Genomic DNA, 22,580 nt, shown 5'->3' with positions numbered 1-22,580 from the left:
GGGGTGCGGGGGACACACGCCTCGGGGGAGAGCAAGCACACATGCATCGGCCCCAACCTCGGGGGTGACATCCACGCACGTCCCCCGTACGATTGAACGGTTGCCGGAGCGCCATGCTCTCCGTGCGGTCCGACCGCGCAGGGGGCACCGGGGTTCCGCGACAGGATCCGGTACCACCAGATCCCTCCTCACCGGAGACCTCGCACATGAGGCGAACGCCCCGCGTTCAGCACGCCAGTGCCTGAGTCCGGTCGAGGATTTTTCGGTGCCCGGAGCCCGTCGACGGCAGCGCCCGCGTCGGATCCCGATCCGGGGGCGGCCGGGCACGGTCCAGATTCCGTTCCGCCAGGCTCGGTCCCCGCACACGGGGGAAGAGAACCGGCGAGACGATAGGAGAACGAGTGATTCAGCAGGAGTCGCGACTGAAGGTCGCCGACAACACGGGTGCCAAGGAGATCCTCTGCATCCGGGTTCTCGGTGGCTCCGGTCGCCGTTACGCCAGCATCGGCGACACCATCGTGGCGACCGTCAAGGACGCCATCCCCGGTGGAAACGTCAAGAAGGGCGACGTGGTCAAGGCCGTCGTCGTCCGCACGTCCAAGGAGGTCCGTCGCGTCGACGGCTCCTACATCCGCTTCGACGAGAACGCCGCAGTCATCCTCAAGACCGACGGCGAGCCGCGCGGCACCCGTATCTTCGGCCCCGTCGGCCGTGAGCTGCGCGACAAGCGATTCATGAAGATCGTCTCGCTGGCACCGGAGGTGCTGTGACATGGCAAAGATGAAGATCAAGAAGGGTGACCTGGTGCAGGTCATCACCGGTCGCACCAGCGATGCCGACAAGGCCGCCAAGCGCGGTCTGGAGCCGGGCGACAAGGGCAAGCAGGGCCGTGTCCTGCAGGTCTTCCCCGACACCCAGCGCGTGCTGGTCGAGGGCGTGAACCGTCGTACCCACCACCTCAAGCCCACCCAGGCCGGCGGCGCCGGCGGGATCGAGCAGCGCGAGGCCCCGATCCACGTCTCCAACGTGGCGTTCGTGGACCCCGAGGACAACAAGCCGACCAAGATCGGCTACCGCGTCGAGACCGTCGAGCTCGAGAACGGCCGCACCAAGCAGGTGCGCGTCCGTTACGCGAAGCGCTCCGGGAAGGACATCTGAGATGACCGAGACCCAGACCCAGGCGCCCACCCCGCGTCTGAAGACCAAGTACAACGAGACCGTCCGTCCGGCTCTGACCGAGCAGTTCGGCTACAAGAACGTCATGCTCGTGCCCGGCCTGACGAAGATCGTCGTGAACATGGGCGTCGGCGACGCCGCTCGCGACTCCAAGGTGATCGACGGCGCGATCAAGGACCTCGCCGCCATCACCGGCCAGAAGCCCCAGGTCACCAAGGCCCGCAAGTCCATCGCGCAGTTCAAGCTGCGTGAGGGCATGCCCATCGGCGCCCACGTCACCCTGCGCGGTGCACGCATGTGGGAGTTCCTGGACCGTCTGCTGTCCACCGCCCTGCCGCGCATCCGCGACTTCCGCGGTCTGTCGCCGAAGCACTTCGACGGCAACGGCAACTACACCTTCGGTCTCACCGAGCAGGTCATGTTCCACGAGATCGACCAGGACAAGATCGACCGCGTCCGCGGCATGGACATCACGGTCGTCACCACTGCGAAGACCGACGACGAGGGGCGCGCGCTGCTCAAGGCGCTCGGCTTCCCCTTCAAGGAGAACTGATATGGCCAAGACTGCCCTGATCAAGAAGGCGGAGCGCAAGCCCAAGTTCGCGGTCCGCGCGTACACCCGGTGCCAGCGCTGCGGTCGCCCGCACTCCGTGTACCGCAAGTTCGGCCTGTGCCGCGTGTGCCTGCGCGAGATGGCCCATCGCGGCGAACTGCCCGGCGTCACGAAGAGCAGCTGGTAAGGACTACCGCCACAGGTCCTCGGCCCACAGGGCACGGGGAAACCAGGTGAGGAAGAAGCAACAGACATGACCATGACCGATCCGATCGCGGACATGCTCACGCGGATCCGTAACGCCTCCGGGGCGTACCACGAGACCGCGTCCATGCCGTACTCGAAGCTGAAGGCCCGCATCGCGGACATCCTCAAGGCCGAGGGCTACATCCTGGGCTGGCACGAGGAGGAGGCCGAGGTCGGCAAGAACCTCGTCCTCGAGCTGAAGTACTCCGACAGCCGGGAGCGTGCGATCTCCGGGATCCGCCGCATCAGCAAGCCCGGCCTGCGCGTGTACGCGAAGTCCAACAACCTGCCCAAGGTCCTCGGCGGCCTGGGCGTGGCGATCCTGTCCACGTCCTCCGGCCTCCTGACGGACAAGCAGGCAGCCCAGAAGGGTGTGGGTGGGGAAGTCCTCGCCTACATCTGGTGAGCGGGAGAGGAGAACACCGAATATGTCCCGCATCGGACGCCTGCCGGTCGCAGTGCCGGCCTCTGTCCAGAACGTCACCATCGAGGACCGCACCGTCACGGTGACCGGTCCCAAGGGCGAGCTCAAGCACGTGGTGCCGGCTCCGCTGACCGTCGAGCGCGGCGAGGACGGCTCCATCGTCGTCAATCGCCCCGACGACGAGCGGGAGTCCAAGGCCCTCCACGGCCTGACCCGCACGCTCATCAACAACCTGGTCCTCGGCGTGACCGAGGGCTTCACCAAGAAGCTGGAGATCGTGGGGACCGGTTACCGCGTCACCGCGAAGGGCACGGACCTCGAGTTCGCCCTCGGCTTCTCCCACCCCGTCGTGGTGAAGGCGCCCCAGGGCATCACCTTCGCCGTCGAGTCGCCGACCAAGTTCTCGGTCAACGGCATCGACAAGCAGCAGGTGGGCGAGGTCGCCGCGAACATCCGCAAGATCCGCAAGCCGGAGCCCTACAAGGGCAAGGGCGTGCGGTACGCCGACGAGGTCGTGATCCGCAAGGCCGGAAAGGCTGGTAAGTGATCATGGGGTACGCACTCAAGCACACCAAGGGCAACCGCGGCTCCAAGCTGCGCGCTCGCGGTCGGCGTCACCTGCGCGTGCGCCGTCGCGTCATCGGCACCGCCGAGCGTCCGCGCCTGGTCGTCACCCGGTCCTCGCGTCACGTGTTCGTCCAGGTCGTCGACGACTCCCTGGGCAAGACGCTGGTCTCGGCCTCCTCCATGGAGGCGGATCTGCGCCAGTCGGACGCCACCAAGACGGACAAGGCCCGCACCGTCGGCGCCCTGATCGCCGAGCGCGCCAAGGCCGCCGGGATCGAGTCTGTCGTGTTCGACCGCAGCGGCAATAAGTACCACGGCCGTGTGGCCGCCGTCGCCGACGGCGCCCGCGAGGCCGGTCTGGCACTGTGACCCCCCGGACCCAGGACGAGAAGAGGATCTGAAATGGCTGCACAGCAGCGTGGCAATGGTCCCGCGGCCTCCGGCCGGCGGGATGACAACAACAACGAGCGCGGCGCTCGCCAGAGCGGCGGGCGTCAGGGCGGCCGCGGTCGGGACCGCGGTCAGGACGCCGATAAGTCGGCGCTCCTCGAGCGCGTGGTGAAGATCAACCGCGTCTCCAAGGTCGTCAAGGGTGGCCGTCGCTTCTCCTTCACCGCCCTCGTGGTGGTCGGTGACGGCGATGGCACCGTCGGCGTCGGCTACGGCAAGGCCAAGGAGGTGCCCGCGGCGATCTCCAAGGGGGTCGAGGAGGCGAAGAAGAACTTCTTCCGCGTCCCCCGCATCCAGGGCACCGTCGTGCACACCGTGCAGGGGCACGATGCGGCAGGCACCGTTCTGCTGCGTCCGGCCGCTCCCGGTACCGGTGTGATCGCCGGCGGTCCGGTGCGCGCCGTGCTGGAGTGCGCGGGCGTGCAGGACGTGCTGTCGAAGTCCCTCGGCTCGACCAACGCGATCAACATCGTGCGGGCCACCGTGGACGCGCTCCAGCAGCTCGAGGAGCCCGAGGCCGTGGCCGCGCGCCGTGGCCTTGCGGTCGAGGACGTCGTCCCGGCGCCGCTCCTGCGAGCCCAGGCCGAGGGTCGCGCCGCGGCCCGTGCGGAGAAGGTGGGTGCCTGATGCAGATCAAGGTGACGCAGATTCGATCCGAGATCGGCGGCAACCAGAGCCAGCGAGCCACCCTGCGCGGCCTCGGCCTCAAGCGCATCGGTGACACCGTGGTGAAGGAGGACCGCCCCGAGATCCGCGGCATGATCCGCGCCGTCACCCATCTGGTGACGACCGAAGAGGTGGACTGACATGAACAACACTGACAACAGCGGCGCGCCGCTGAAGCTCCACGACCTGCGCCCCGCGCCCGGTGCCAAGACCGCGCGCACTCGCGTGGGCCGTGGCGAGGCATCCAAGGGTAAGACCGCGGGCCGCGGTACCAAGGGCACGAAGGCCCGGTACCAGGTTCCGCTGGGCTTCGAGGGCGGCCAGATGCCGATGCATATGCGCCTGCCCAAGCTGCGCGGGTTCACCAACCCGTTCCGCGTTGAGTACCAGGTCGTGAACCTCTCGACCCTGCAGGAGCTGTTCCCCGAGGGCGGCACTGTCACGGTAGAGGACCTCGTGGCCAAGGGCGCGGTGCGCAAGAACCAGCCCGTGAAGGTGCTCGGCTCCGGCGACGTGAGCGTCAAGCTCGATGTCACCGCGCAGAAGTTCTCCGCCTCGGCGGAGCAGAAGATCGCGGCGGCTGGCGGATCCGTCACCATCGCGTGAACCACTTTTGACGGGGCATCGCGGCGCGGATAGTGTGCGCCGCGGTGCCCCGTCGCCGTACCGGGGCCGGTCCGTCGGGTGCCTGTATGTCACGGCCCGAGGGAAGATCGTGACGAGTGCGATCTCGACCGCGGACCTCCAGGAGGGAAACTGGTGAACTCAATTGTGCGCGCGCTGCGCACCCCTGAGCTCAGGGCGAAGATCCTCTTCACCCTCGGAATGATCGCCGTGTACCGGCTGGGCGTGTTCGTCCCTACGCCGGGGTTCGACGCCACCAACGTCCAGCGCTGTGCAGATGCCGCGCTGGGCGCGCAGAACGGCAGCGTGCTGGGCATGGTGAACATGTTCTCCGGCGGGGCGCTGCTACAGCTGTCGGTGTTCTCGCTGGGCGTGATGCCGTACATCACCGCGTCGATCATCGTGCAGCTGCTGCGCGTGGTGATCCCGCGGTTCGAGGCGCTGCACAAGGAGGGCGCCTCCGGCACCGCGAAGCTCACGCAGTACACCCGCTATCTCACGATCGGACTGTCGGTCCTACAGGCCACCACGATCATCACCCTGGTGCGCTCGGGCAACTTCTTCGTGGGCTGCAATCTCGAGCTGGTGCCCGATCAGTCCGTGCCTACGCTGCTGCTGATGGTGCTGACGATGACCGTCGGCACCGTGCTGATCATGTTCATGGGCGAGATGATCACCGAACGTGGCATCGGCAACGGCATGTCGCTGATGATCTTCTCCTCGATCGCCGCGTCCTTCCCGACCGCCTTCGGTCAGGTGTGGATGCTCAAGGGGTGGATGGTCTTCGGCCTGGTGCTCCTCGTGGCGCTGGTGGTCATGGTGGGCATGGTCTTCGTCGAGCAGTCCCAGCGCCGCGTGCCCGTGCAGTACGCCAAGCGCATGGTGGGCCGACGCATGTACGGCGGCACCTCCACCTACATCCCCATCAAGGTCAACCAGGCCGGTGTGATCCCCGTGATCTTCGCCAGCTCGATCCTGGCGCTGCCGCAGATGGCCTCGAGCTTCGGTGACCCGAATGCCGCCTGGGTGCAGTGGATCAACCAGCACCTGGTGATGGGCTACAGCTTCTCCTGGGTCTACGCCGTGGTGTTCGTGGCCCTGATCATCTTCTTCGCGTTCTTCTACGTCTCCATCACGTTCAACGCGGAGGAGATCGCCGACAACATGAAGAAGTACGGCGGCTTCATCCCGAATGTGCGCGCAGGCAAGCCCACTGAGCGGTACCTGCGCTACGTCATCAATCGCATCCAGTCCGCGGGGGCCGTGTACCTCGCAATCATCTGTCTCATCCCGCTGCTGGCCCTGGTGTACCTGGGCACCTCGCAGGACTTCCCGCTGGGTGGCGCCTCGCTGCTGATCATCATCGGTGTGGGGCTGGACACCGTGAAGCAGGTCGACGCCAAGCTCCAGCAGCATCACTACGAAGGGATCCTCCGGTGACCACCACGTCCGATGCCTCCAACGCTCCGCAGACCGCCGACGGTCGCCCCAGCGCCCGCCGTCTGCTGATCGTGGGCCCGCCCGGCGCCGGCAAGGGCACCCAGGCGGCGCGCCTCGCACAGGAGCTGGCCATCCCCGCGATTTCCACCGGCGACATCTTCCGCGCCAACGTCTCGGGTCAGACCGAGCTGGGGGTGCTCGCGAAGTCCTACATGGACAAGGGCGAGTACGTGCCCGATTCCGTCACCAATGACATGGTCCGCTCCCGCCTGGATGAGGACGATGCGCGGGACGGCTTCCTGCTGGACGGCTACCCGCGCACCCTGGATCAGGTCGAGGCGCTGGACGGGATGCTCACCGAGCTCGGCTCCGAGCTGGACGCCGTACTGCTGCTGGTCGTGGAGACCGACGCGGTGATCGAGCGTCTGGTGGCCCGCGGTCAGGAGCAGGGGCGCAGCGATGACACCGAGGAGACGATCCGTCGTCGCCTCGAGGTGTACGCCGAGCAGACCGCCCCGCTGATCGACGTGTACGACAAGCGCGGCCTGGTGCGCCGCGTGGATGGCATGGCCTCGATCGACCAGGTGACCGCGTCCCTGCGCGATGCTCTCGGCGCCTGATGGGGCTGCGTCCGGAACGGGTGGAGCTCAAGACCCCGGAGCAGATCCACCAGATGCGTCGCAGTGGGCTGGCGCTGCATCAGGTCCACGAGATGCTCGCCGAGCAGATCCGCCCCGGGATCACCACCGACCACCTCGATGATCTCGCGCATGAGATGATCCGGGACCTCGGCGGCACCCCGAACTTCCTGGGGTACATGGGTTTCCCGGCCACGCTGTGCATCAGCGTCAACGAGGTCGTGGTCCACGGCATCCCCGGCGAGCAGGTGCTCGAGGAGGGGGATCTGGTCTCGATCGACGGCGGTCTGATCCTGGATGGCTGGCATTCCGATGCCGCCCGCACCCATGTGGTGGGCGAGCCCCGCTCGGTGGCCGATGAGGATCTGGTGGAGGTCACCCGGGATGCGCTGTGGACCGGTATCGCGGCGCTCGCGACCGCTCAGCGGGTGGGCGATGTCGGCGCGGCGATCGAGGACTTCGTCGCCGACGCCGCCGGGGATGCGCTCTCGCATCTGGAGGGCTTCGGTGGGCACGGGATCGGCACCGCGATGCATCAGCCGCCGGATGTCATGAACTATCGCACCCGCTCGCGCGGCCCGAAGGTCCGTCCCGGCATGTGCCTGGCGATCGAGCCGATGCTGATCCAGGGTTCGGGAACCTGGGAGCTCGACGAGGATGACTGGACGGTGCGCGCCACCGGTGGCGGTCGCGCTGCCCATGAAGAGCATTCGGTGGCCGTCACCGAGCAGGGTCTGCTCGTGCTGACTGCTGGGGATGGCGGCGAGGAGGAGCTGGCGCGGCGCGGGGTGCGCGCCGCCCCGGACCCGGTGGCGGGGGAGTGAGGGTCCGACGAGGGAGGTTTCGGGCCTTGAGCTGCCCCGCGGGAGTGACCGGCGTCATCGTGCGAGGCCATGGTCTTGCTGACCGTGCCCGTGTAGGCTGATCCATCGGGTGTGCTCCGCACGCGCGGCGTTTCTGAGTGGGTCTGTGGGCTCGCCGGATGGCCCGTCGGTGGTCCAGCGGCAGTGCCGCATCGGCATCTGATGGGAGCAGCACCCTCACCGCCTCGTCACCTGGCGTCGCGGTGTGCAGGACCTGATAAGTCAGGAACTCAGCAACGCGGAACTCAGCCTCCGGCCCCGGAGGCGAGAGATTGGGGAGGCATGGCGAAGAAGGACGGAGTGATCGAGGTCGAAGGCACGGTCACGGAGGCGCTCGCGAACGCGCGCTTCCGCGTGGAGCTCGACAACGGGCACATGGTGCTCGCGCACATCTCCGGGAAGATGCGCCAGCACTACATCCGCATCCTTCCCGAGGACCGCGTTGTCGTCGAGCTGAGCCCCTACGACCTCGATCGGGGCCGCATCGTCTACCGCTACAAGTGATCGTCCCGGGAGAAGGAACGCAATGAAGGTCAAGCCGAGCGTCAAGCCGATCTGCGACAACTGCAAGGTGATCCGTCGCCACGCGCGCGTCATGGTCATCTGCTCGAACCCCCGTCACAAGCAGCGTCAGGGCTGATCGACGAACTGTGAGGCCGAGGGCCGGCGAGGTACGAGCCGTCCCCGAGGTCGAACGGGAGGAGATCAGCGCAACGAGCACAGCTGAATCGACGAACTGTGAGGCCGAGGGCCGGCGAGGTACGAGCCGTCCCCGAGGTCGAACGGGAGGAGATCAGCACAGCGAGCAGGGCTGATTGCCCCGCTGGTGTGACCCTGCCGCCGCACCGGCGGCACGCCCTTCGGGGCACCTGCCCGCTTGCGGGCACATAACAACAGAAGAGACGATTCCACCGGCATCAGTCGGCCACCCGCAGGACGGAGGCTGCGGCGCCCGGGAGGCATCCCAGGGCGGGGAATCGGATCAGGCCTCCGAGACAGTAGGAGAATCTGCACATGGCACGTCTGGTGGGAGTCGATCTTCCGCGCGAGAAGCGCCTCGAGGTCGCCCTGACGTACATCTTCGGCGTGGGTCGCACCCGCGCCCTGGAGACCCTGGCCGCGACCGGCGTCTCCGGCGATAAGCGCGTCCGCGAGGTGACCGACGAGGAGCTCGTGAAGCTGCGCGATCACATCGAGGCGAACTACATGGTCGAGGGTGACCTGCGCCGCGAGGTCGCCGCTGATATCCGCCGCAAGGTGGAGATCGGCAGCTATCAGGGCCTGCGCCACCGCCGCGGCCTGCCCGTGCGCGGTCAGCGCACCAAGACCAATGCGCGCACCCGTAAGGGCCCCAAGCGCACCGTCGCCGGCAAGAAGAAGACCCGCTGATCCCCTGAGCGCTGAGCTCGGCCGCTTGATCCGGCTCGAGCCCGCAGTCACTTCGCGCCGCTGAGGGATCCGGCGCATCCGCAACCCACCAGAGGAGTTCTGCCGCATGGCAACCAAGACCCGCCAGGCCGCGGCCCGCAAGCCGCGCCGCAAGGACAAGAAGAACGTCGTCAACGGCCAGGCCTACATCAAGAGCACGTTCAACAACACGATCGTGTCCATCACGGATCCGACCGGTGCCGTGATCTCCTGGGCGTCGGCCGGTCAGGTCGGCTTCAAGGGGTCGCGCAAGTCCACCCCGTACGCCGCGCAGATGGCCGCTGAGGCCGCCGCGCGCCGGGCGCAGGAGCACGGCCTGAAGAAGGTCGACGTCTTCGTCAAGGGCCCCGGCTCCGGCCGTGAGACCGCGATCCGTTCGCTGACCGCGACGGGTCTCGAGGTCGGCTCGATCCAGGACGTTACCCCGCAGCCGCACAACGGCACCCGCCCGGCCAAGCGCCGCCGCGTCTGATCGCGTCATCGGCCGTGACGGGGCCCGCCCCGTCCCGGCCTGCCGTGCCGGACGGGGCATCGCCGTGTCCGGGACGGACCAGACCATCTGTCATCTAGGCCCACCGCCCCCCTTCTGAGCGTCATATGGCGGACGTTCGCTGAAAGGATCCACCAGTGCTCATCGCACAGCGCCCCACGCTGACCGAAGAGGTCGTGTCGGACAACCGCTCCCGGTTCGTCATCGAGCCGCTCGAGCCGGGCTTCGGCTACACCCTCGGCAACTCCCTGCGCCGCACCCTGCTGTCCTCCATCCCCGGTGCCGCGGTCACCTCGATCCGCGTCGACGGGGTGCTGCACGAGTTCAGCACCGTGCCCGGCGTGAAGGAGGACATCACCGAGGTCATCCTCAACATCAAGAACCTCGTCGTCTCCTCGGAGAACGATGAGCCGGTCGTGATGTACCTGCGCCGCGAGGAGGCCGGGAAGGTCACCGCCGCGGACATCACCCCGCCCGCCGGTGTGGAGATCCACAACCCTGACCTGCACATCGCGACCCTGAACGACAAGGGCCGCCTGGAGATCGAGCTGATCGTCGAGCGCGGTCGCGGCTACGTCTCCGCCCAGCAGAACAAGGGCATGGACGGCGAGATCGGCCGGATCCCGGTCGATTCGATCTACTCGCCGGTGCTGAAGGTGACCTACAAGGTCGAGGCGACCCGTGTGGAGCAGCGCACGGACTTCGACAAGCTGATCGTGGACGTGGAGACCAAGCCCGCGATCTCCCCGCGGGATGCGGTGGCCTCCGCCGGCAAGACCCTCGTCGAGCTGTTCGGTCTGGCCCACGAGCTGAACCAGGAGGCGGAGGGCATCGAGATCGGCCCCTCGCCCACGGATCAGGCTCTGGCCGCGGATCTGGCGCTGCCGATCAACGACCTGAACCTCACGGTGCGCTCCTACAACTGCCTGATGCGCGAGGGCGTGCACACCGTCGGCGAGCTGACCTCTCGCTCGGAGGCGGACCTCCTCGACATCCGCAACTTCGGCCAGAAGTCCATCGACGAGGTCAAGGCGAAGCTCGCCGAGCTGGGGCTGTCGCTCAAGGATTCCGTGGGCGGGCTGGAGCCGTCGGCCATGGACTCCTACTCCGACGACTTCGGCGACCAGTACTGACCTTCATTTCCACCAAGGAGAACGACCATGCCTGCACCCACCAAGGGCGCGCGCCTCGGAGGATCCCCCTCGCACGAGAAGATGATCCTCGCGAACCTCGCCACCGAGCTGTTCCGCCACGGCGCCATTCGCACCACTGAGACCAAGGCCAAGCGGCTGCGCCCGCACGCCGAGCGTCTGATCACCCAGGCCAAGAAGGGTGACCTCGCCTCCCGTCGTCGCGTCATGCAGACCGTGCGTGACAAGGGCGTCGTGTACACCCTGTTCGAGGAGATCGCCCCGACGTTCGCGGAGCGTCCCGGCGGCTACACCCGCATCACCAAGGTGGGTCCCCGTAAGGGCGACAACGCCCCGATGGCTGTGATCGAGCTGGTCACCGAGGAGTACTCCCCGAAGCAGGCCGTGGTGAAGGAGGCTGAGGGCGCGGCGAAGAACGCGGCCAAGGCCGACGCTGCTGAGTCCGCGGAGGAGACCCCGGCCGAGGAGACCCCGGCGGAGGAGACTCCGGCAGAGGACACTGCGGAGGAGCAGAAGTCCGAGGACTGATCGGATGAGCTGCTGACAGCTGCGCGTGAGGCCCCGGCACCGGAAGGTGCCGGGGCCTCATGCTGTGCCGGGGGCTGCGCGGCGGGCCGGCGGCTGCGGCGCTAAGGGATGTCGTCCCGCCGGGCTGATGGGGTGTGGCGACCTCACCCCCACGCGGAACGACGTGGGATGGGTCATCCGGGATTCGAACGGTTGTTGCAGAATCTTTGCCTAGCACCCGAGATCTGGCGCCTAGGGTGGACGCGTTCGCGCTGTGCCGTGGACACTCTGTAGCTTCCCCGCTTCCCCAGGAGATCCGCGATGTCCGCCTCCCTCCGCCGTCCCCTACCCGATGCATCCGGCCGCACCCCGGATCTGCGTCCGCGGCGCCGCTCCCTCCTCGCCGGCTCAGCCCTGGTGGGTTCCTCCGTGATCATCGGCGGCGGCACTGCCCTGGCCGATGGAGAGGAGGATGCCCCGGTCAGCGGTGCGGAGGATCAGCCGTCGTCGGCCGCCGGAGCCGGCACGCAGGCTGCCCAGCCGCGCACCACGACCATCGCGCTGCGCGAGGCGGAGCATATCGAGCGCGATGGCCGCCTGGCTCGCCACATCGTCGGACACCCGGCCGCTCTGGTGGGCGTGACCTGGGAGGAAGGCGGCGTGGAGCCGACCGTCTCCGTGCGTGGCCTGCAGGTGGATGGGGCCTGGAGCCCCTGGCATGACCTCGAGGTCGCTGTGGACCTGGACACCGGCGTGCGCTCCAACGGCACCGAGCCGGTGTTCTTCGCCGACGTCACCGAGGTGGAGGTGATCGGCGAGATCGACGGTGAGGATGTCACCGAGGCGCTGAGCGCCCACCTCATCGACTTCCCCGATGATCCCAAGCAGGCGCCGCTGGAGCTCGATGAGGGGGCTGTCTCCGCGGAGGACGCAGCCCAGGAGCGCAGCCAGCAGCCTCCTGCCGAAGACAAGGCGGCCACGCCCTCCCAGGAGCCGCAGGAGCGCCTCACCGAAGAGACCGCCCCGGCCGAGGAGACCGGTGAAGGAGAGGACCCGGCGGATGCGCCGGCGCCCTCCGATGGCAGCGGCGCGACCGGCGCGACCGTGGGCGGCGGGGGAGTAGGGGCCGCGCGGCCTGCCCTCGGGCCGATCGTGCCGATGTCCCTGGTCCCGCGGGATCTCGGTATCCCCGGGGCGCCGCGGATCGTGACCCGCGCCCAGTGGGGCGCCGATGAGCGAGCCGCCCGTTCCAGCTCCACCAGCTCTGCGCTGCAGGCGGTGGTGCTGCACCACACTGCCGGCACCAACAACTACTCGCCCTCGCAGGCCGCGCAGCAGATCCGCGGGATCTTCGACTATCACGTGCGCACGCTGGGCTGGGCGGACATCGGCTACAACGTGCTGATCGACCGCTACGGAACGATCTACGAGGGCCGACGGGGCGGTCTGACCCGCAACGTGAACGGCGCCCACGCGCTGGGCTTCAACACCGGCAGCTTCGGCATCTCCGTGATGGGGGATTACTCGTCGCTGGCGGCCAGCGCGGTGGCTCGAGACTCCGTCATGAAGGTCGCGGCGTGGAAGCTGCTGTCGACCTTCCGCAGCGATATCCACGAGAAGTCGTCGTGGCGCGTGAGCGTCAATGGCACCCGCTGGAGCAGGGGCACCACGGTGAGCATGCCCCGCTTCTTCGGGCATCGGGACGTGAACCTCACCTCGTGCCCGGGCAACGGGCTGTACTCGACGATGGACAACCTCCGATGGGGGATCCAGTCCCGGATGAATTCCGGGTGGCGCCACCACCTGCGCGCCTTCGTCGCCGCCGGCGGTGAGTCCGCGCTCGGCACCGTGCTCACCTCGGCGCAGAAGGAGGGCGGGCTCACCATCACGCGTCTGACCAAGGGCATCGTCGTGTCGGGGCCGAAGCTCTCGGCCCGGGCGGCGACCACAACGGATTCGATTCGGCGCAGCTGGCGGCCCAGCTGGGGGCGCCCGCTGGCCGACGTCCGCGGGCAGGACGGACGGTACACCCAGCCTTTCGACAACGGCCTGGCGATCCGGGAGGGCGGGCGCAACAGCTTCATCACTCGCACCTTTACGGACGTTCCGGCCACTATGCAGTTCTTCGAGGAGATCGAGGAGCTCGCGGCCTCGAAGATCACCACCGGATGGTCCGATGGCACCTACCGCCCGCACCTGCCGATCGCGCGTGATGCCATGATCGCGTTCATCTATCGTGCCAAGGGCTCTCCCGCGTACGCCCCACCGGCGGTCTCGCCCTTCCGGGATGTCTCCCCACGGCGCACGTTCTACAAGGAGATCTGCTGGGCCCACAGCCAGGGGATTGCCGAGGGCTGGTCCGATGGGACGTTCCGTCCGCTGGATCCCGTGGAGCGTGGCGCGTTCGCAGCATTCCTCTACCGGGTCTCGCGCGCCACCTCCACCTCCACGTCCAACCGCTTCTCTGACGTGCCCTCCTCCCACCAGTTCGCCAAGGAGATCACCTGGATGGCGAACATGGGCATCACCACGGGGTGGCGCGACAAGACGTTCCGCCCCCGCGCCGGGACCAAGCGGGACGCCATGGCAGCCTTCATCACCCGCTGGCTCGACGCGACCTGAGGCCTGCCGCGACGGAGCCCCGAGCCCCCGAACGCGCTGACGCGGGCAGTGCCTTGTGCGCGGTGGGACGTGACAGGATGAGCCTCGGGCGTCCGGGCTCCTCATCCCGAGAGCCCGCCCCGAGGGAGGATTCATGCGCGTAGCGCTGCTGTGCGACGTGGACCAACGCGTCTACCACGTCGGTGATGAAGCGATCTTCACTGCTGAGGAGCAGCTGCTCCGGGCACGCGGCCACACGGTGGTGCGGTTGTCACGTCAGGAGAAGACCGGGCCGGGCCAATCCCCCGAGCGCCCGGAGACCCCGGCGCTGGTTTTCCCCTGGCCACTGGAGGATCGTGACCGCTACCTCGCCGAGATCCGGGCTGTGCTCGATGGTCGGCCCGAGGCCCTGGACGGCGGGGACAAGCTGTTCGGCTTCATCGAGGCGATGCGTGACGTGGATGCCCTGGTCATCGGCGGCGGTGGGGGCCTGAACTCCCGCTATGGCTGGCTGCTGTCCGAACGGCTAGGCAGCGCCCTGGTGGCCCGCTCCCTCGGGCTGCCGGTGATCCTCAGCGGACAGACCCTGGGGCCCGAGCTGATGCCGTCGGACCGTGCGCTGCTCGGGGAACTGCTGGAGCTGTGCACGAGCGTGGCGGTGCGTGACATGGCCAGCCTGCGCCTGGCCCGGAGCTTGGTCCCGGAGCATCCGCGACTCGGCCTGATCCCCGATGACGCCCTCGCCCTGGTGGCGGACATACCACAGCAGCGCAACGTCATCTCCGTCACCCTCGGAGCAGACCCCGATCCGCTGGAGCGCGAGCCGTACCTGCAGATCGCTGCGACGGCTCTGGCGAGCCTGGTGAGCCGCACGGGCGCGAGCATCGAGCTGCTCGCGCATATGGCCGATCCTGACGACGGTGGGGGAGATCTCGCCCTGCACGAAGAGCTCGCGGAGCGACTCGACGGGGAGGTGGAGCTGCTGCCCCTGCTGCGCGATGTCGACGCGGTGCAGAAGGTCGCCTCGGCCCGCTGGGTGCTGACCACCCGCTTTCACCCCGCGGTGCTGGGAGCGGCCACCGAATCCGGTGTGCTCGCGCTCCCGCTGAACCATTACGGACGCATCCGCACCGAAGGCGCCTTCGAGACCCTCGGGCTCCGTGACGCGACGGTTCCCTGCAGCGCCCTGTGGGACCCGGTCCTGCAGACTCCCTGCAGGGCGCTGATCGACGAGCTGGTCGACGCGGTGGTCGCGGACGCCGAGGGCGAAGCCCAGACCCTGCGGGAAGGGCGCCAGGCCGCCCTGGAGCGTCAGCGGTCCTGGTGGGACCACGTCGATCAGGTCCTGCGCAGAGACCACGACCGCAAAAACCGCCCCGGCCTGCCCGAGCTGCTCACCGAGCAGCCCGCCACCCGTCCCCGCTTCACCGGGGCGCTCACGCAGCACCTGGCCCCCTTCCGGGCCCCCGACAGAGCTGCAGCGGAGCTTTCAGCCCCTTCCGCCCCGCCCGCACCGGCGGTCGCGATCATCATGCGCACCCGCAACCGGTCCACGATGCTGGACCGGGCGCTGCAGGACGTCATCTCCCAGAGCCGCCAGGACTGGGAGCTGGTCATCGTCAACGACTGCGGAGACCCGGGGATCGTCGACGAGGTGATGGAGCGGTACACGGATTTCCTCGGGGGACGAGCCCGCGTGCTCCATCGCACGCACAGCACCGGGATGGAGCAGGCCAGCAACGTCGGGATCGCCGCCTCGAGCGCTCCGCTGCTCGTCATCCACGATGACGACGACACGTGGAGCCCGCTGTTCCTGCAGGACACCATCGCCGAGCTCGAGGCCCGCCCCGATGTCGACGCGGCGGCGGTGCAGATCCAGCTCGTCTATGAGCGGGAGATCAGCGCGGGAATCGTCGAGGAAGGCGGTCACATCCATTGGGGACAGCTCGATGAGGTGCGGCTGCTGGAGATGATGCAGCTGAACCGCACGGTCCCCATCGGCGTGCTCTACCGGCGGAGCCTGCATGAGGCCGTCGGCCCCTACGACGAGAGCTTCCGTGTCGTGGGTGACTACGAGTTCTACCTGCGTGCGATCGCGCTGCGCCCCTTCGCCTTCGTGGATCGTCCGCTCGCGCAGTGGCGCCATCGCCTGGTCGCCCACGGTGACTCCGCGAACTCGATGTACGCCCAGGACGCGTTGCATATCAGCGCTGATCGCAGACTGCGCGACAGGGCGCTGCGGGAATGGACCGACCAGCATGGGATCGGCCTGCCCCTGTTCATCGCGCACACCGCCGACCGGCAGAGCGAACAGCTCCAGGAGATGCTCGCAGACCTGACCGTGCGCCTGGAACGCATCGAAAAACATCAGCTCCAGCAGCATCAGGCGCAGCACTCGGCTCCCTCACTGCGCAGGGGCGCCCGCGAGGTCCTGGCCGCCGGCGCACATCACGGTGCTCGCGTGGCTCGCCGAGTGCTGCGGCGGCTGCGGAGCTGAGCTCGACCGCAGCGGCCTTTCCCGATTCCGCCGGGGCTGGCCGCTGTGCCTGCGTCCCGCCTCAGCCGAAGTAGCGCGGCAGCGTGCCCTCCCGCAGCTCCCGCAGCTCCGCCATACCGAACTCGCCGACGCCCTCGATCGCGAGGGCGTCTCCGCCGGTTGTGCCCAGGCGCAGCATCGGCACGCCATGCTCCGCGGCCACCTGCTGCAGACGCTCGACCTTCTCTGACGGCACCGCGACGACGGCGCGGGCCTGCGATTCGGAGAACAGGGCCGTGAACGTATCCACGCCATCGCGCGCGGTCAGCTCGCCGAGGTCCACCTGCGCGCCGACGCCGAAGCGGGTCACGCACTCCACGAGGGTCTGGGCGAGACCGCCCTGGGAGAGGTCATGCGCGGCGCTGCCCAGGCCCTCATCGGCCGCGGTGATCAGCACGCGGGCGAGCGCCTTCTCCGCCTCGAGGTCCACGCGGGGCGGCAGACCGCCCAGGTGCTGGTGCATGACATCGGCCCAGGCGGAGCCGGAGAGCTCCTCGTGCGTGATGCCCAGCAGCAGCACCTGCAGATCCTCGCCCTGCCAGCCGGAGGGGACGCGGCGCGCCACATCGGCCAGCACGCCCAGCACGCCGACGACGGGGGTGGGGTGGATCGCGGAGTCGATCAGCCCCGGCTCTCCGGTGGAGTTGTAGAGCGAGACGTTGCCGCCGGTGACCGGCACCTCGAGGGCCTCGCAGGCCTCGGCGAGACCGCCGATCGCCTCGACGAGCTGCCACATCGGCCCCGGATCTTCGGGGGAGCCGAAGTTCAGGCAGTCCGTGACCGCCAGCGGCACCGCCCCGGTGGTGGCGACATTGCGGTACGCCTCGGCGAGGGCCTGCTGAGCACCGGTGCGCGGATCGAGCTTCGCGTAGCGACCGTTGGCGTCCGTGGAGATCGCGATACCGTGCCCGGTGCTCTCATCCACGCGCAGCACCCCGGCGTCATCGGGCATGGCCAGCGCCGTGTTGCCGCCGACGTACCGGTCGTACTGGTCGGTGACCCACCCGGCGGAGGCAAGATTCGGGGAGGCGATCAGGGTGCGCAGCGTCGCGGCGATCTCCTCGGCGCTCTCCGGGCGGGGGAGGTCCTCCGCGCGGTCGGCCTGCAGCGCATCCTGCCAGTCGGGGCGAGCGTAGGGGCGGTCGTAGACGGGGCTGTCCACAGCCACGGTCATCGGATCCACATCCACGATCCGGTGGCCGTGATGATCGATCGTCAGCCGCCCGTTGCCGGTGACCTCGCCGATCACCGCGGCTTCAACATCCCAGCGCGCGGCGATCGCCAAGAACTCCTCGAGCTTCTCCGGCGCGACCACCGCCATCATGCGCTCCTGCGACTCGCTCATGAGGATCTCCCCGGCGTTCAGGGTGGGGTCCCGCAGCAGCACCTCCTCGAGATGGATATGCATGCCGGAGCCGCCATTGGCCGCGAGCTCGCTGGTGGCGCAGGAGATCCCGGCCGCGCCGAGGTCCTGGATGCCCTCCACGGTGCCGGCCGCGAACAGCTCCAGGCAGCACTCGATGAGGACCTTCTCCATGAACGGGTCGCCCACCTGGACGCTGGGCCGCTTGGCCGGGCCCTCGTCCTCGAAGGTCTCCGAGGCCAGGATCGACGCGCCGCCGATGCCGTCGCCGCCGGTGCGCGCGCCGAACAGCACCACCTTGTTGCCGGCGCCGGTGGCGGAGGCCAGGTGGATGTCCTCATGGCGCAGCACCCCCACGGCGAGCGCGTTCACCAGCGGGTTGGTCTGGTAGGCGGCATCGAACACGGTCTCCCCGCCGATGTTCGGCAGGCCCAGCGAGTTGCCGTAGCCGCCGATCCCGGAGACCACACCGTGCACTACGCGGGCGGTGTCCGGATGGTCCACGGCGCCGAAGCGCAGCTGATCCATGACCGCGACCGGCCGGGCGCCCATCGAGATGATGTCGCGCACGATGCCGCCCACGCCGGTGGCCGCCCCCTGGTAGGGCTCCACATAGGAGGGGTGGTTGTGGGACTCGACCTTGAAGGTCACCGCCCAGCCGTCGCCGATGTCCACCACGCCGGCGTTCTCTCCCATGCCCACCAGGAGCTTCTCGCGCATCGCCTCGGTGGTGCGCTGCCCGAAGGTGCGCAGATGCTTCTTGGAGGACTTGTAGGAGCAGTGCTCGGACCACATCACCGAGTACATGGCCAGCTCCGCGTTCGTGGGTCGGCGCCCCAGGATCTCGCGGATCAGCGTGTACTCGTCCTCCTTCAGCCCCAGATCGGCGTAGGGCTGCGTCTGCTCCGGGGTGGCGGCGGCATGCTCGACGGTGTCCACCTCCGCGGCGGCGGCAGAGGAGGCGGCGGGGGAGTGCTCAGCGGTCATCGCAGCAGGTGATCCGTTCTGGTGGCGAGGTACGGGGGTGCCGATAGCGCGGCCCCCACAGTCTACGGCGGCGCGCGGCGCGCCCGGTGGCACCGGAGGTGGCGGAGGGCACAGGGGGCGGCAGTGGGCAGGGGCCGACGTGATCTGTGCGCCGTCGGCCCGCCGTGGAGGGCTGCTTCGTCCCCCGCCGGGCCTACAGTGAGGTCTCTGCCCGGGACGCCCCGGGCATCGGAGCAGCGCCGCGGTGAGGAGAGAAGAGCTCGTGGTCCAGGAGATGTTCATCGCCGTGGAGGGCCCCATCGGCGTGGGGAAGACATCGCTCATGCACGCGGTGTCTGAGCGCTGGGGGCTGCGCGAGCAGCCCGAGATCGTCGGGGAGAACCCGTTCTTCGCCGAGTTCTACAGCGATATCCAAAAGTGGTCCTTCCAGACCGAGATGTTCTTCCTCACCAGCCGCTACACGCAGCTGCGGGATCTGCGGGGCCGCAGCGCCGGAGTAGTCAGCGACTACAACATCCACAAGAACCTCATCTTCGCGCGGCGCACGCTGGGCCCGGAGGAGCTCGCGAAGCTCGAGGCGGTCTACGACATCCTCGTGGACGGTCTGCCGCAGCCGGATCTGACCGTGATCCTCGATGCCCAGCTGCCGGTGCTGCGCCGACGCATCGAGCGGCGCGGACGCGAGACCGAGCACCTCATCACCGACCGGTACCTGCTGGATCTGCGCGAGGACTACCACGACTACGCCGCCTCGCTGCGGGAGAAAGGGCTGCGCTCGGTGGAGATCGACACGACCACCATGGACTTCGTCTCCCGCCCCGCGGACCTCGAGAGCATCCTGGAGACTGTGCGCGCCGCGGCGGAGCTGGGGCAGCACCGCCTGGACCTCACCGGACGCAAGGGCGCCGACGATGACACGGCCGATGCGCCGCAGGCCATGCAGCGCAGCGGGGAGGAGGAGCGATGAGCACCGAGCAGAACCCAGAGCAGAGCACTGCGCAGAGCCCAGAGCAGAACACTGAGCAGAACGAGGCTCTGGAGCTGCCGGATGCCGCCGGCGGCGTCCCGACCGATGCGATCATCACCATCGCCGGCACCGTCGGCATCGGAAAGTCCTCGCTGACCGCGGCGCTGGCCGAGCGGCTGGGCTTCAAGACCTCGTTTGAGTCCGTCGACGGCAACCCGTACCTCGAGCGCTTCTACGACGACTTCGAGCGGTGGAGCTTCCACCTGCAGATCTACTTCCTGGCTGAGCGCTTCAAGGAGCAGAAGCGCATGTTCGAGTACGGCGGCGGGTTCGTGCAGGACCGCTCGATCTACGAGGATGCCGACATCTTCGCCGCGATGCACGCCGAGCAGGGCACGATGAGCCCGGAGGACTACCGCACCTACACGGAGCTGTTCGCGGCGATGGCGATGACGCCGTACTTCCCGCCGCCGGACCTGCTGATCTACCTCGAGGCGGATCTGGACGAGGTGCTCGCGCGGATCGCCCGGCGCGGCCGCTCGATGGAGGTCGAGACCGACGTGGACTACTGGCGGCACCTGCACTCCCGGTACGAGCAGTGGATCAGCTCGTTCACCGCGTGTCCCGTGGTGCGGGTGGACGTGCGCGACTATGACCTCCACGACGGCCTGCACACCCTGGACCCGCTGGTCAGGGCGATCGGCCGCACCATCCGCACGCACCGGGCGATGGATCCCCGCCCGGGGCTGTGGTGAGAGACCGGAACCTCAGCGGCGCCGGGCGCGCCCGCCACCGCCGCGGCGGGCCTGCTTCTCGCGGTCCCGCAGCGCCTTCTCACTGACCGGAGCGTCCGCGCTCGCTCGCTGCGCCCGGTAATAAGCGGCGGCCTCCTCCTGCCGCTGCTGCTCCCCGCCGAGGGCGATCGGGGCGCGCACATGCCCGGGCCGGATGTCGAAGGCCTCCACGAGATCCAGCACATGGGGGCGCAGACGCCAGAGCAGACGGCGCACATCGGCCGAGATCTGCCGCCCACGCTGGGCCGAGAGCTGGCCCGAGAGCAGGAACCACGCCAGGTCATCCTCGATGAGCGTGAGCCCGAACAGGTCCCGCACATCGGTGAGCACCGTGCGGCTGCCCGCATCCTCGATCGCCGAGATCCCGGCGGTGAAGGCCCGCCAGCGCACCAGGTCCGCATGTGCCCGGGCAGCATCGAGCATCTCCACCTGATGCTTGTTCACATGCGCGGCCGCATCGGCCGGGCTCATCTTCGCGGCCGGCCGCAGGGCGAGCGCTACCTCCTCGACCTTCACGCGGGCCCGCGCGGCCAGCACCTCTTCCTGGAACTCCGCGGAGCGCAGGGAGTCGAAGGCGCGCCGACGGTCGCCGCGATCGGCGATCGACTGCGAGAGATCCGCCCAGGGGGTGTGGCGCCGGGCCAGCACCTCGGCGCGCTGGGCGATGAAGCGGCCGATCCCGGCGCGGTCCACGCTCTTCAGCTCGCTCGTGTAGTCGGCCAGCAGGCGCTTGGCCACCAGCTGCAGCAGCACCGTGTTGTCACCCTCGAAGGTGGCGTACACGTCGAGATCCTGATGCAGACCCACCAGCTGGTTCTCCGCCATGAAGCCGGCGCCTCCGCAGGCCTCCCGGCATTCCTGGATGGTGTCCAGGGCCAGGCGGGTGGAGGTGGGCTTGAGCGCGGCGGCCAGGGTCTCGAGGTCCTCGCGGCCTTCGGGGGTGTCACCGCGGCCGGAGAACACGTCGTCGAAGGCCTGCAGCAGCTGCTCGTGGGCGAAGGCGCCGGCGTAGGTGGCGGCGAGCCTCGGCAGCAGGCGGTGCAGATGGGCCTGGTAGTCCATCAGCACGGTCTCCTGCGTGGGGTCCGCGGCGGTGAACTGGCGGCGCTGCGTGGCGTAGGTGATCGCGATGTGTAGGGCCAGCTGGCAGGCGCGGTTCGCGGCGCCGTCCAGGGACACGCGTCCCTGTACGAGGGTGCCGAGCATCGTGAAGAAGCGTCGGCCAGGGGATTCGATGGGGGAGGTGTAGGTGCCGTCGGGCGTCACATCCCCGTAGCGGTTCAGCAGGTTCCGCCGCGGAACGCGCACGTGGTCGAAGGCGAGGCGTCCGTTGTCGATGCCGTTCAGGCCGCCCTTCTCGCCGTCGTCCTCGCTCGAGACCCCGGGCAGCAGCTCGCCGTCGTCATCCCGCACCGGCACGTAGAAGCAGTGCACCCCGTGGTCCACGCCGCGGGTGATGAGGCGCGCGAACACGGTCGCGGCCTTCGCGTGCAGGGCGGCATTGCCCAGGTAGTCCTTCCAGGCGGCGCGGAACGGGGTGTGGATGATCCACTCGCCGTCCTCGCCGCCCTCAGGGTCGAAGGTCGCGGTGGTCGCCAGGGACTGCACATCGGAGCCGTGGCCGATCTCCGTCATGGCGAACGCCCCGGGGGTCTTGAGGCTCATCGCATCGGGCACCCAGCGCTTTTGCTGCTCCTCATCGCCCAGCTGGATGATTGCCGAGGTGTACAGCCCCCACTGCACACCCGCCTTGATCTGCAGGGAGGGGTCGGCGACCACGAGCTCCTCGAAGGCGGAGACGTTGGCGCCGTTGTCATTGGGGCCGCCCAGGTGCTCGGGCAGCATCGGGAAGGAGACCTGCTCCTTGGCCAGCAGCTGCATCTGTTCGAAGACGCGCTCACGGTGCTCTGAGATCGTCACATCCAGCGGGCGGTGCAGCTCGGGCCGGGCCGCCCGCTCCCGGGCGGCATCGCGGGAGGCGGCCCAGCGGCCCTTCAGTGCGGTGGAGACCAGATCCGGGTCCAGGCGGGGGCCATCCGGCGGCGGCAGCGGGATCGGGCCGGTGGGGGTGGCGGAGACGAGCGGCGCATCGGAGGTGCGGGGGGAGCG

25 protein-coding genes are annotated in these 22,580 nt (G+C 68.7%); 23 read left to right on the top strand and 2 right to left on the bottom strand.

Features of this window, described 5'->3' with window-relative positions:
• Positions 1 to 401: 401 nt before the first annotated feature.
• The 21 genes from rplN to MU407_RS11285 all read left to right on the top strand — a co-directional run bounded on the left by rplN (position 402) and on the right by MU407_RS11285 (position 16,321).
• Entirely contained in the window at positions 402 to 770 is a 369-nt protein-coding gene (rplN, locus tag MU407_RS11385) for a 50S ribosomal protein L14 (protein WP_102235363.1), read from the top strand.
• Position 771: 1 nt separating this feature from the next.
• Positions 772 to 1,158: a 50S ribosomal protein L24 gene (gene rplX, locus MU407_RS11380; RefSeq protein ID WP_102235362.1), complete on the top strand. Its 387-nt coding sequence runs from the start codon at positions 772 to 774 to the stop codon at positions 1,156 to 1,158.
• Between the two features lies 1 nt (position 1,159).
• Positions 1,160 to 1,729: a 50S ribosomal protein L5 gene (gene rplE, locus MU407_RS11375; protein WP_102235361.1), complete on the top strand. Its 570-nt coding sequence runs from the start codon at positions 1,160 to 1,162 to the stop codon at positions 1,727 to 1,729.
• A 1-nt stretch (position 1,730) separates the two neighbouring features.
• The gene (locus tag MU407_RS11370) at positions 1,731 to 1,916 is read left to right on the top strand and encodes a type Z 30S ribosomal protein S14 (RefSeq protein ID WP_102235360.1); all 186 of its coding nucleotides are present in this window, start codon (positions 1,731 to 1,733) and stop codon (positions 1,914 to 1,916) included.
• Positions 1,917 to 1,982: 66 nt separating this feature from the next.
• The gene (gene rpsH / locus MU407_RS11365) at positions 1,983 to 2,381 is read left to right on the top strand and encodes a 30S ribosomal protein S8 (RefSeq protein ID WP_102235359.1); all 399 of its coding nucleotides are present in this window, start codon (positions 1,983 to 1,985) and stop codon (positions 2,379 to 2,381) included.
• A 22-nt stretch (positions 2,382 to 2,403) separates the two neighbouring features.
• Entirely contained in the window at positions 2,404 to 2,946 is a 543-nt protein-coding gene (rplF, locus tag MU407_RS11360; protein WP_102235358.1) for a 50S ribosomal protein L6, read from the top strand.
• 2 nt (positions 2,947 to 2,948) lie between these two features.
• On the top strand, positions 2,949 to 3,335 hold the full coding sequence (gene rplR, locus MU407_RS11355) for a 50S ribosomal protein L18 (RefSeq protein WP_102235550.1): 387 nt from the start codon (positions 2,949 to 2,951) through the stop codon (positions 3,333 to 3,335).
• A gap of 33 nt (positions 3,336 to 3,368) precedes the next feature.
• Positions 3,369 to 4,043 (top strand): 30S ribosomal protein S5, encoded by a 675-nt coding sequence (gene rpsE, locus MU407_RS11350; RefSeq protein WP_102235357.1) that lies wholly within the window; start codon positions 3,369 to 3,371, stop codon positions 4,041 to 4,043.
• The gene (gene rpmD, locus MU407_RS11345) at positions 4,040 to 4,222 is read left to right on the top strand and encodes a 50S ribosomal protein L30 (RefSeq protein ID WP_158239369.1); all 183 of its coding nucleotides are present in this window, start codon (positions 4,040 to 4,042) and stop codon (positions 4,220 to 4,222) included. Before rpsE ends, rpmD begins: the two co-directional genes overlap by 4 nt.
• A 1-nt stretch (position 4,223) precedes the next feature.
• Positions 4,224 to 4,688 carry a 50S ribosomal protein L15 gene (rplO, locus tag MU407_RS11340; protein WP_102235355.1) on the top strand — a complete coding sequence of 155 codons (465 nt, stop codon included), beginning with the start codon at positions 4,224 to 4,226 and terminating at the stop codon, positions 4,686 to 4,688.
• Between the two features lie 153 nt (positions 4,689 to 4,841).
• The gene (gene secY / locus MU407_RS11335) at positions 4,842 to 6,146 is read left to right on the top strand and encodes a preprotein translocase subunit SecY (protein ID WP_246957554.1); all 1,305 of its coding nucleotides are present in this window, start codon (positions 4,842 to 4,844) and stop codon (positions 6,144 to 6,146) included.
• A complete protein-coding gene (locus MU407_RS11330; protein WP_246957552.1) occupies positions 6,143 to 6,766 on the top strand; it encodes an adenylate kinase in 624 nt (207 codons plus the stop codon). Before secY ends, MU407_RS11330 begins: the two co-directional genes overlap by 4 nt.
• On the top strand, positions 6,766 to 7,608 hold the full coding sequence (gene map / locus MU407_RS11325) for a type I methionyl aminopeptidase (protein ID WP_102235352.1): 843 nt from the start codon (positions 6,766 to 6,768) through the stop codon (positions 7,606 to 7,608). Before MU407_RS11330 ends, map begins: the two co-directional genes overlap by 1 nt.
• Before the next feature lie 321 nt (positions 7,609 to 7,929).
• Positions 7,930 to 8,151, top strand: coding sequence for a translation initiation factor IF-1 (gene infA / locus MU407_RS11320; RefSeq protein WP_010550308.1), 222 nt, complete (start codon positions 7,930 to 7,932; stop codon positions 8,149 to 8,151).
• A gap of 22 nt (positions 8,152 to 8,173) precedes the next feature.
• Entirely contained in the window at positions 8,174 to 8,287 is a 114-nt protein-coding gene (gene rpmJ / locus MU407_RS11315; RefSeq protein ID WP_015776353.1) for a 50S ribosomal protein L36, read from the top strand.
• Between the two features lie 374 nt (positions 8,288 to 8,661).
• Positions 8,662 to 9,036 (top strand): 30S ribosomal protein S13, encoded by a 375-nt coding sequence (rpsM, locus tag MU407_RS11310; RefSeq protein WP_102235351.1) that lies wholly within the window; start codon positions 8,662 to 8,664, stop codon positions 9,034 to 9,036.
• Between the two features lie 106 nt (positions 9,037 to 9,142).
• On the top strand, positions 9,143 to 9,547 hold the full coding sequence (rpsK, locus tag MU407_RS11305) for a 30S ribosomal protein S11 (RefSeq protein ID WP_246957549.1): 405 nt from the start codon (positions 9,143 to 9,145) through the stop codon (positions 9,545 to 9,547).
• Between the two features lie 155 nt (positions 9,548 to 9,702).
• The gene (locus tag MU407_RS11300; RefSeq protein ID WP_246957547.1) at positions 9,703 to 10,698 is read left to right on the top strand and encodes a DNA-directed RNA polymerase subunit alpha; all 996 of its coding nucleotides are present in this window, start codon (positions 9,703 to 9,705) and stop codon (positions 10,696 to 10,698) included.
• Positions 10,699 to 10,725: 27 nt separating this feature from the next.
• On the top strand, positions 10,726 to 11,244 hold the full coding sequence (rplQ, locus tag MU407_RS11295) for a 50S ribosomal protein L17 (protein WP_246957545.1): 519 nt from the start codon (positions 10,726 to 10,728) through the stop codon (positions 11,242 to 11,244).
• Positions 11,245 to 11,544: 300 nt separating this feature from the next.
• Positions 11,545 to 13,845 (top strand): S-layer homology domain-containing protein, encoded by a 2,301-nt coding sequence (locus MU407_RS11290; protein ID WP_246957543.1) that lies wholly within the window; start codon positions 11,545 to 11,547, stop codon positions 13,843 to 13,845.
• Positions 13,846 to 13,978: 133 nt separating this feature from the next.
• Positions 13,979 to 16,321: a polysaccharide pyruvyl transferase family protein gene (locus MU407_RS11285; protein WP_246957540.1), complete on the top strand. Its 2,343-nt coding sequence runs from the start codon at positions 13,979 to 13,981 to the stop codon at positions 16,319 to 16,321.
• A 61-nt stretch (positions 16,322 to 16,382) separates the two neighbouring features.
• Here MU407_RS11285 and purL read toward each other — a convergent pair whose 3' ends face one another.
• Positions 16,383 to 18,710 (bottom strand): phosphoribosylformylglycinamidine synthase subunit PurL, encoded by a 2,328-nt coding sequence (gene purL / locus MU407_RS11280; protein ID WP_246957537.1) that lies wholly within the window; start codon positions 18,708 to 18,710, stop codon positions 16,383 to 16,385.
• 244 nt (positions 18,711 to 18,954) lie between these two features.
• Here purL and MU407_RS11275 point away from each other — a divergent pair, with 244 nt between their 5' ends.
• Positions 18,955 to 19,677, top strand: coding sequence for a deoxynucleoside kinase (locus MU407_RS11275; protein WP_199173862.1), 723 nt, complete (start codon positions 18,955 to 18,957; stop codon positions 19,675 to 19,677).
• Positions 19,674 to 20,432 (top strand): deoxynucleoside kinase, encoded by a 759-nt coding sequence (locus MU407_RS11270; protein WP_102235344.1) that lies wholly within the window; start codon positions 19,674 to 19,676, stop codon positions 20,430 to 20,432. The genes MU407_RS11275 and MU407_RS11270 overlap by 4 nt, the downstream gene beginning before the upstream one ends.
• Before the next feature lie 12 nt (positions 20,433 to 20,444).
• Here MU407_RS11270 and MU407_RS11265 read toward each other — a convergent pair.
• Positions 20,445 to 22,580: acyl-CoA dehydrogenase (locus MU407_RS11265; RefSeq protein WP_246957535.1), on the bottom strand; the 2,136-nt coding region annotated here is incomplete at its 5' end.

The sequence above is a fragment of the Brachybacterium sp. Marseille-Q7125 genome, assembly GCF_023062615.1.
Taxonomy (GTDB): domain Bacteria; phylum Actinomycetota; class Actinomycetes; order Actinomycetales; family Dermabacteraceae; genus Brachybacterium.
This window is presented reverse-complemented; position numbering and strand designations above follow the sequence as displayed.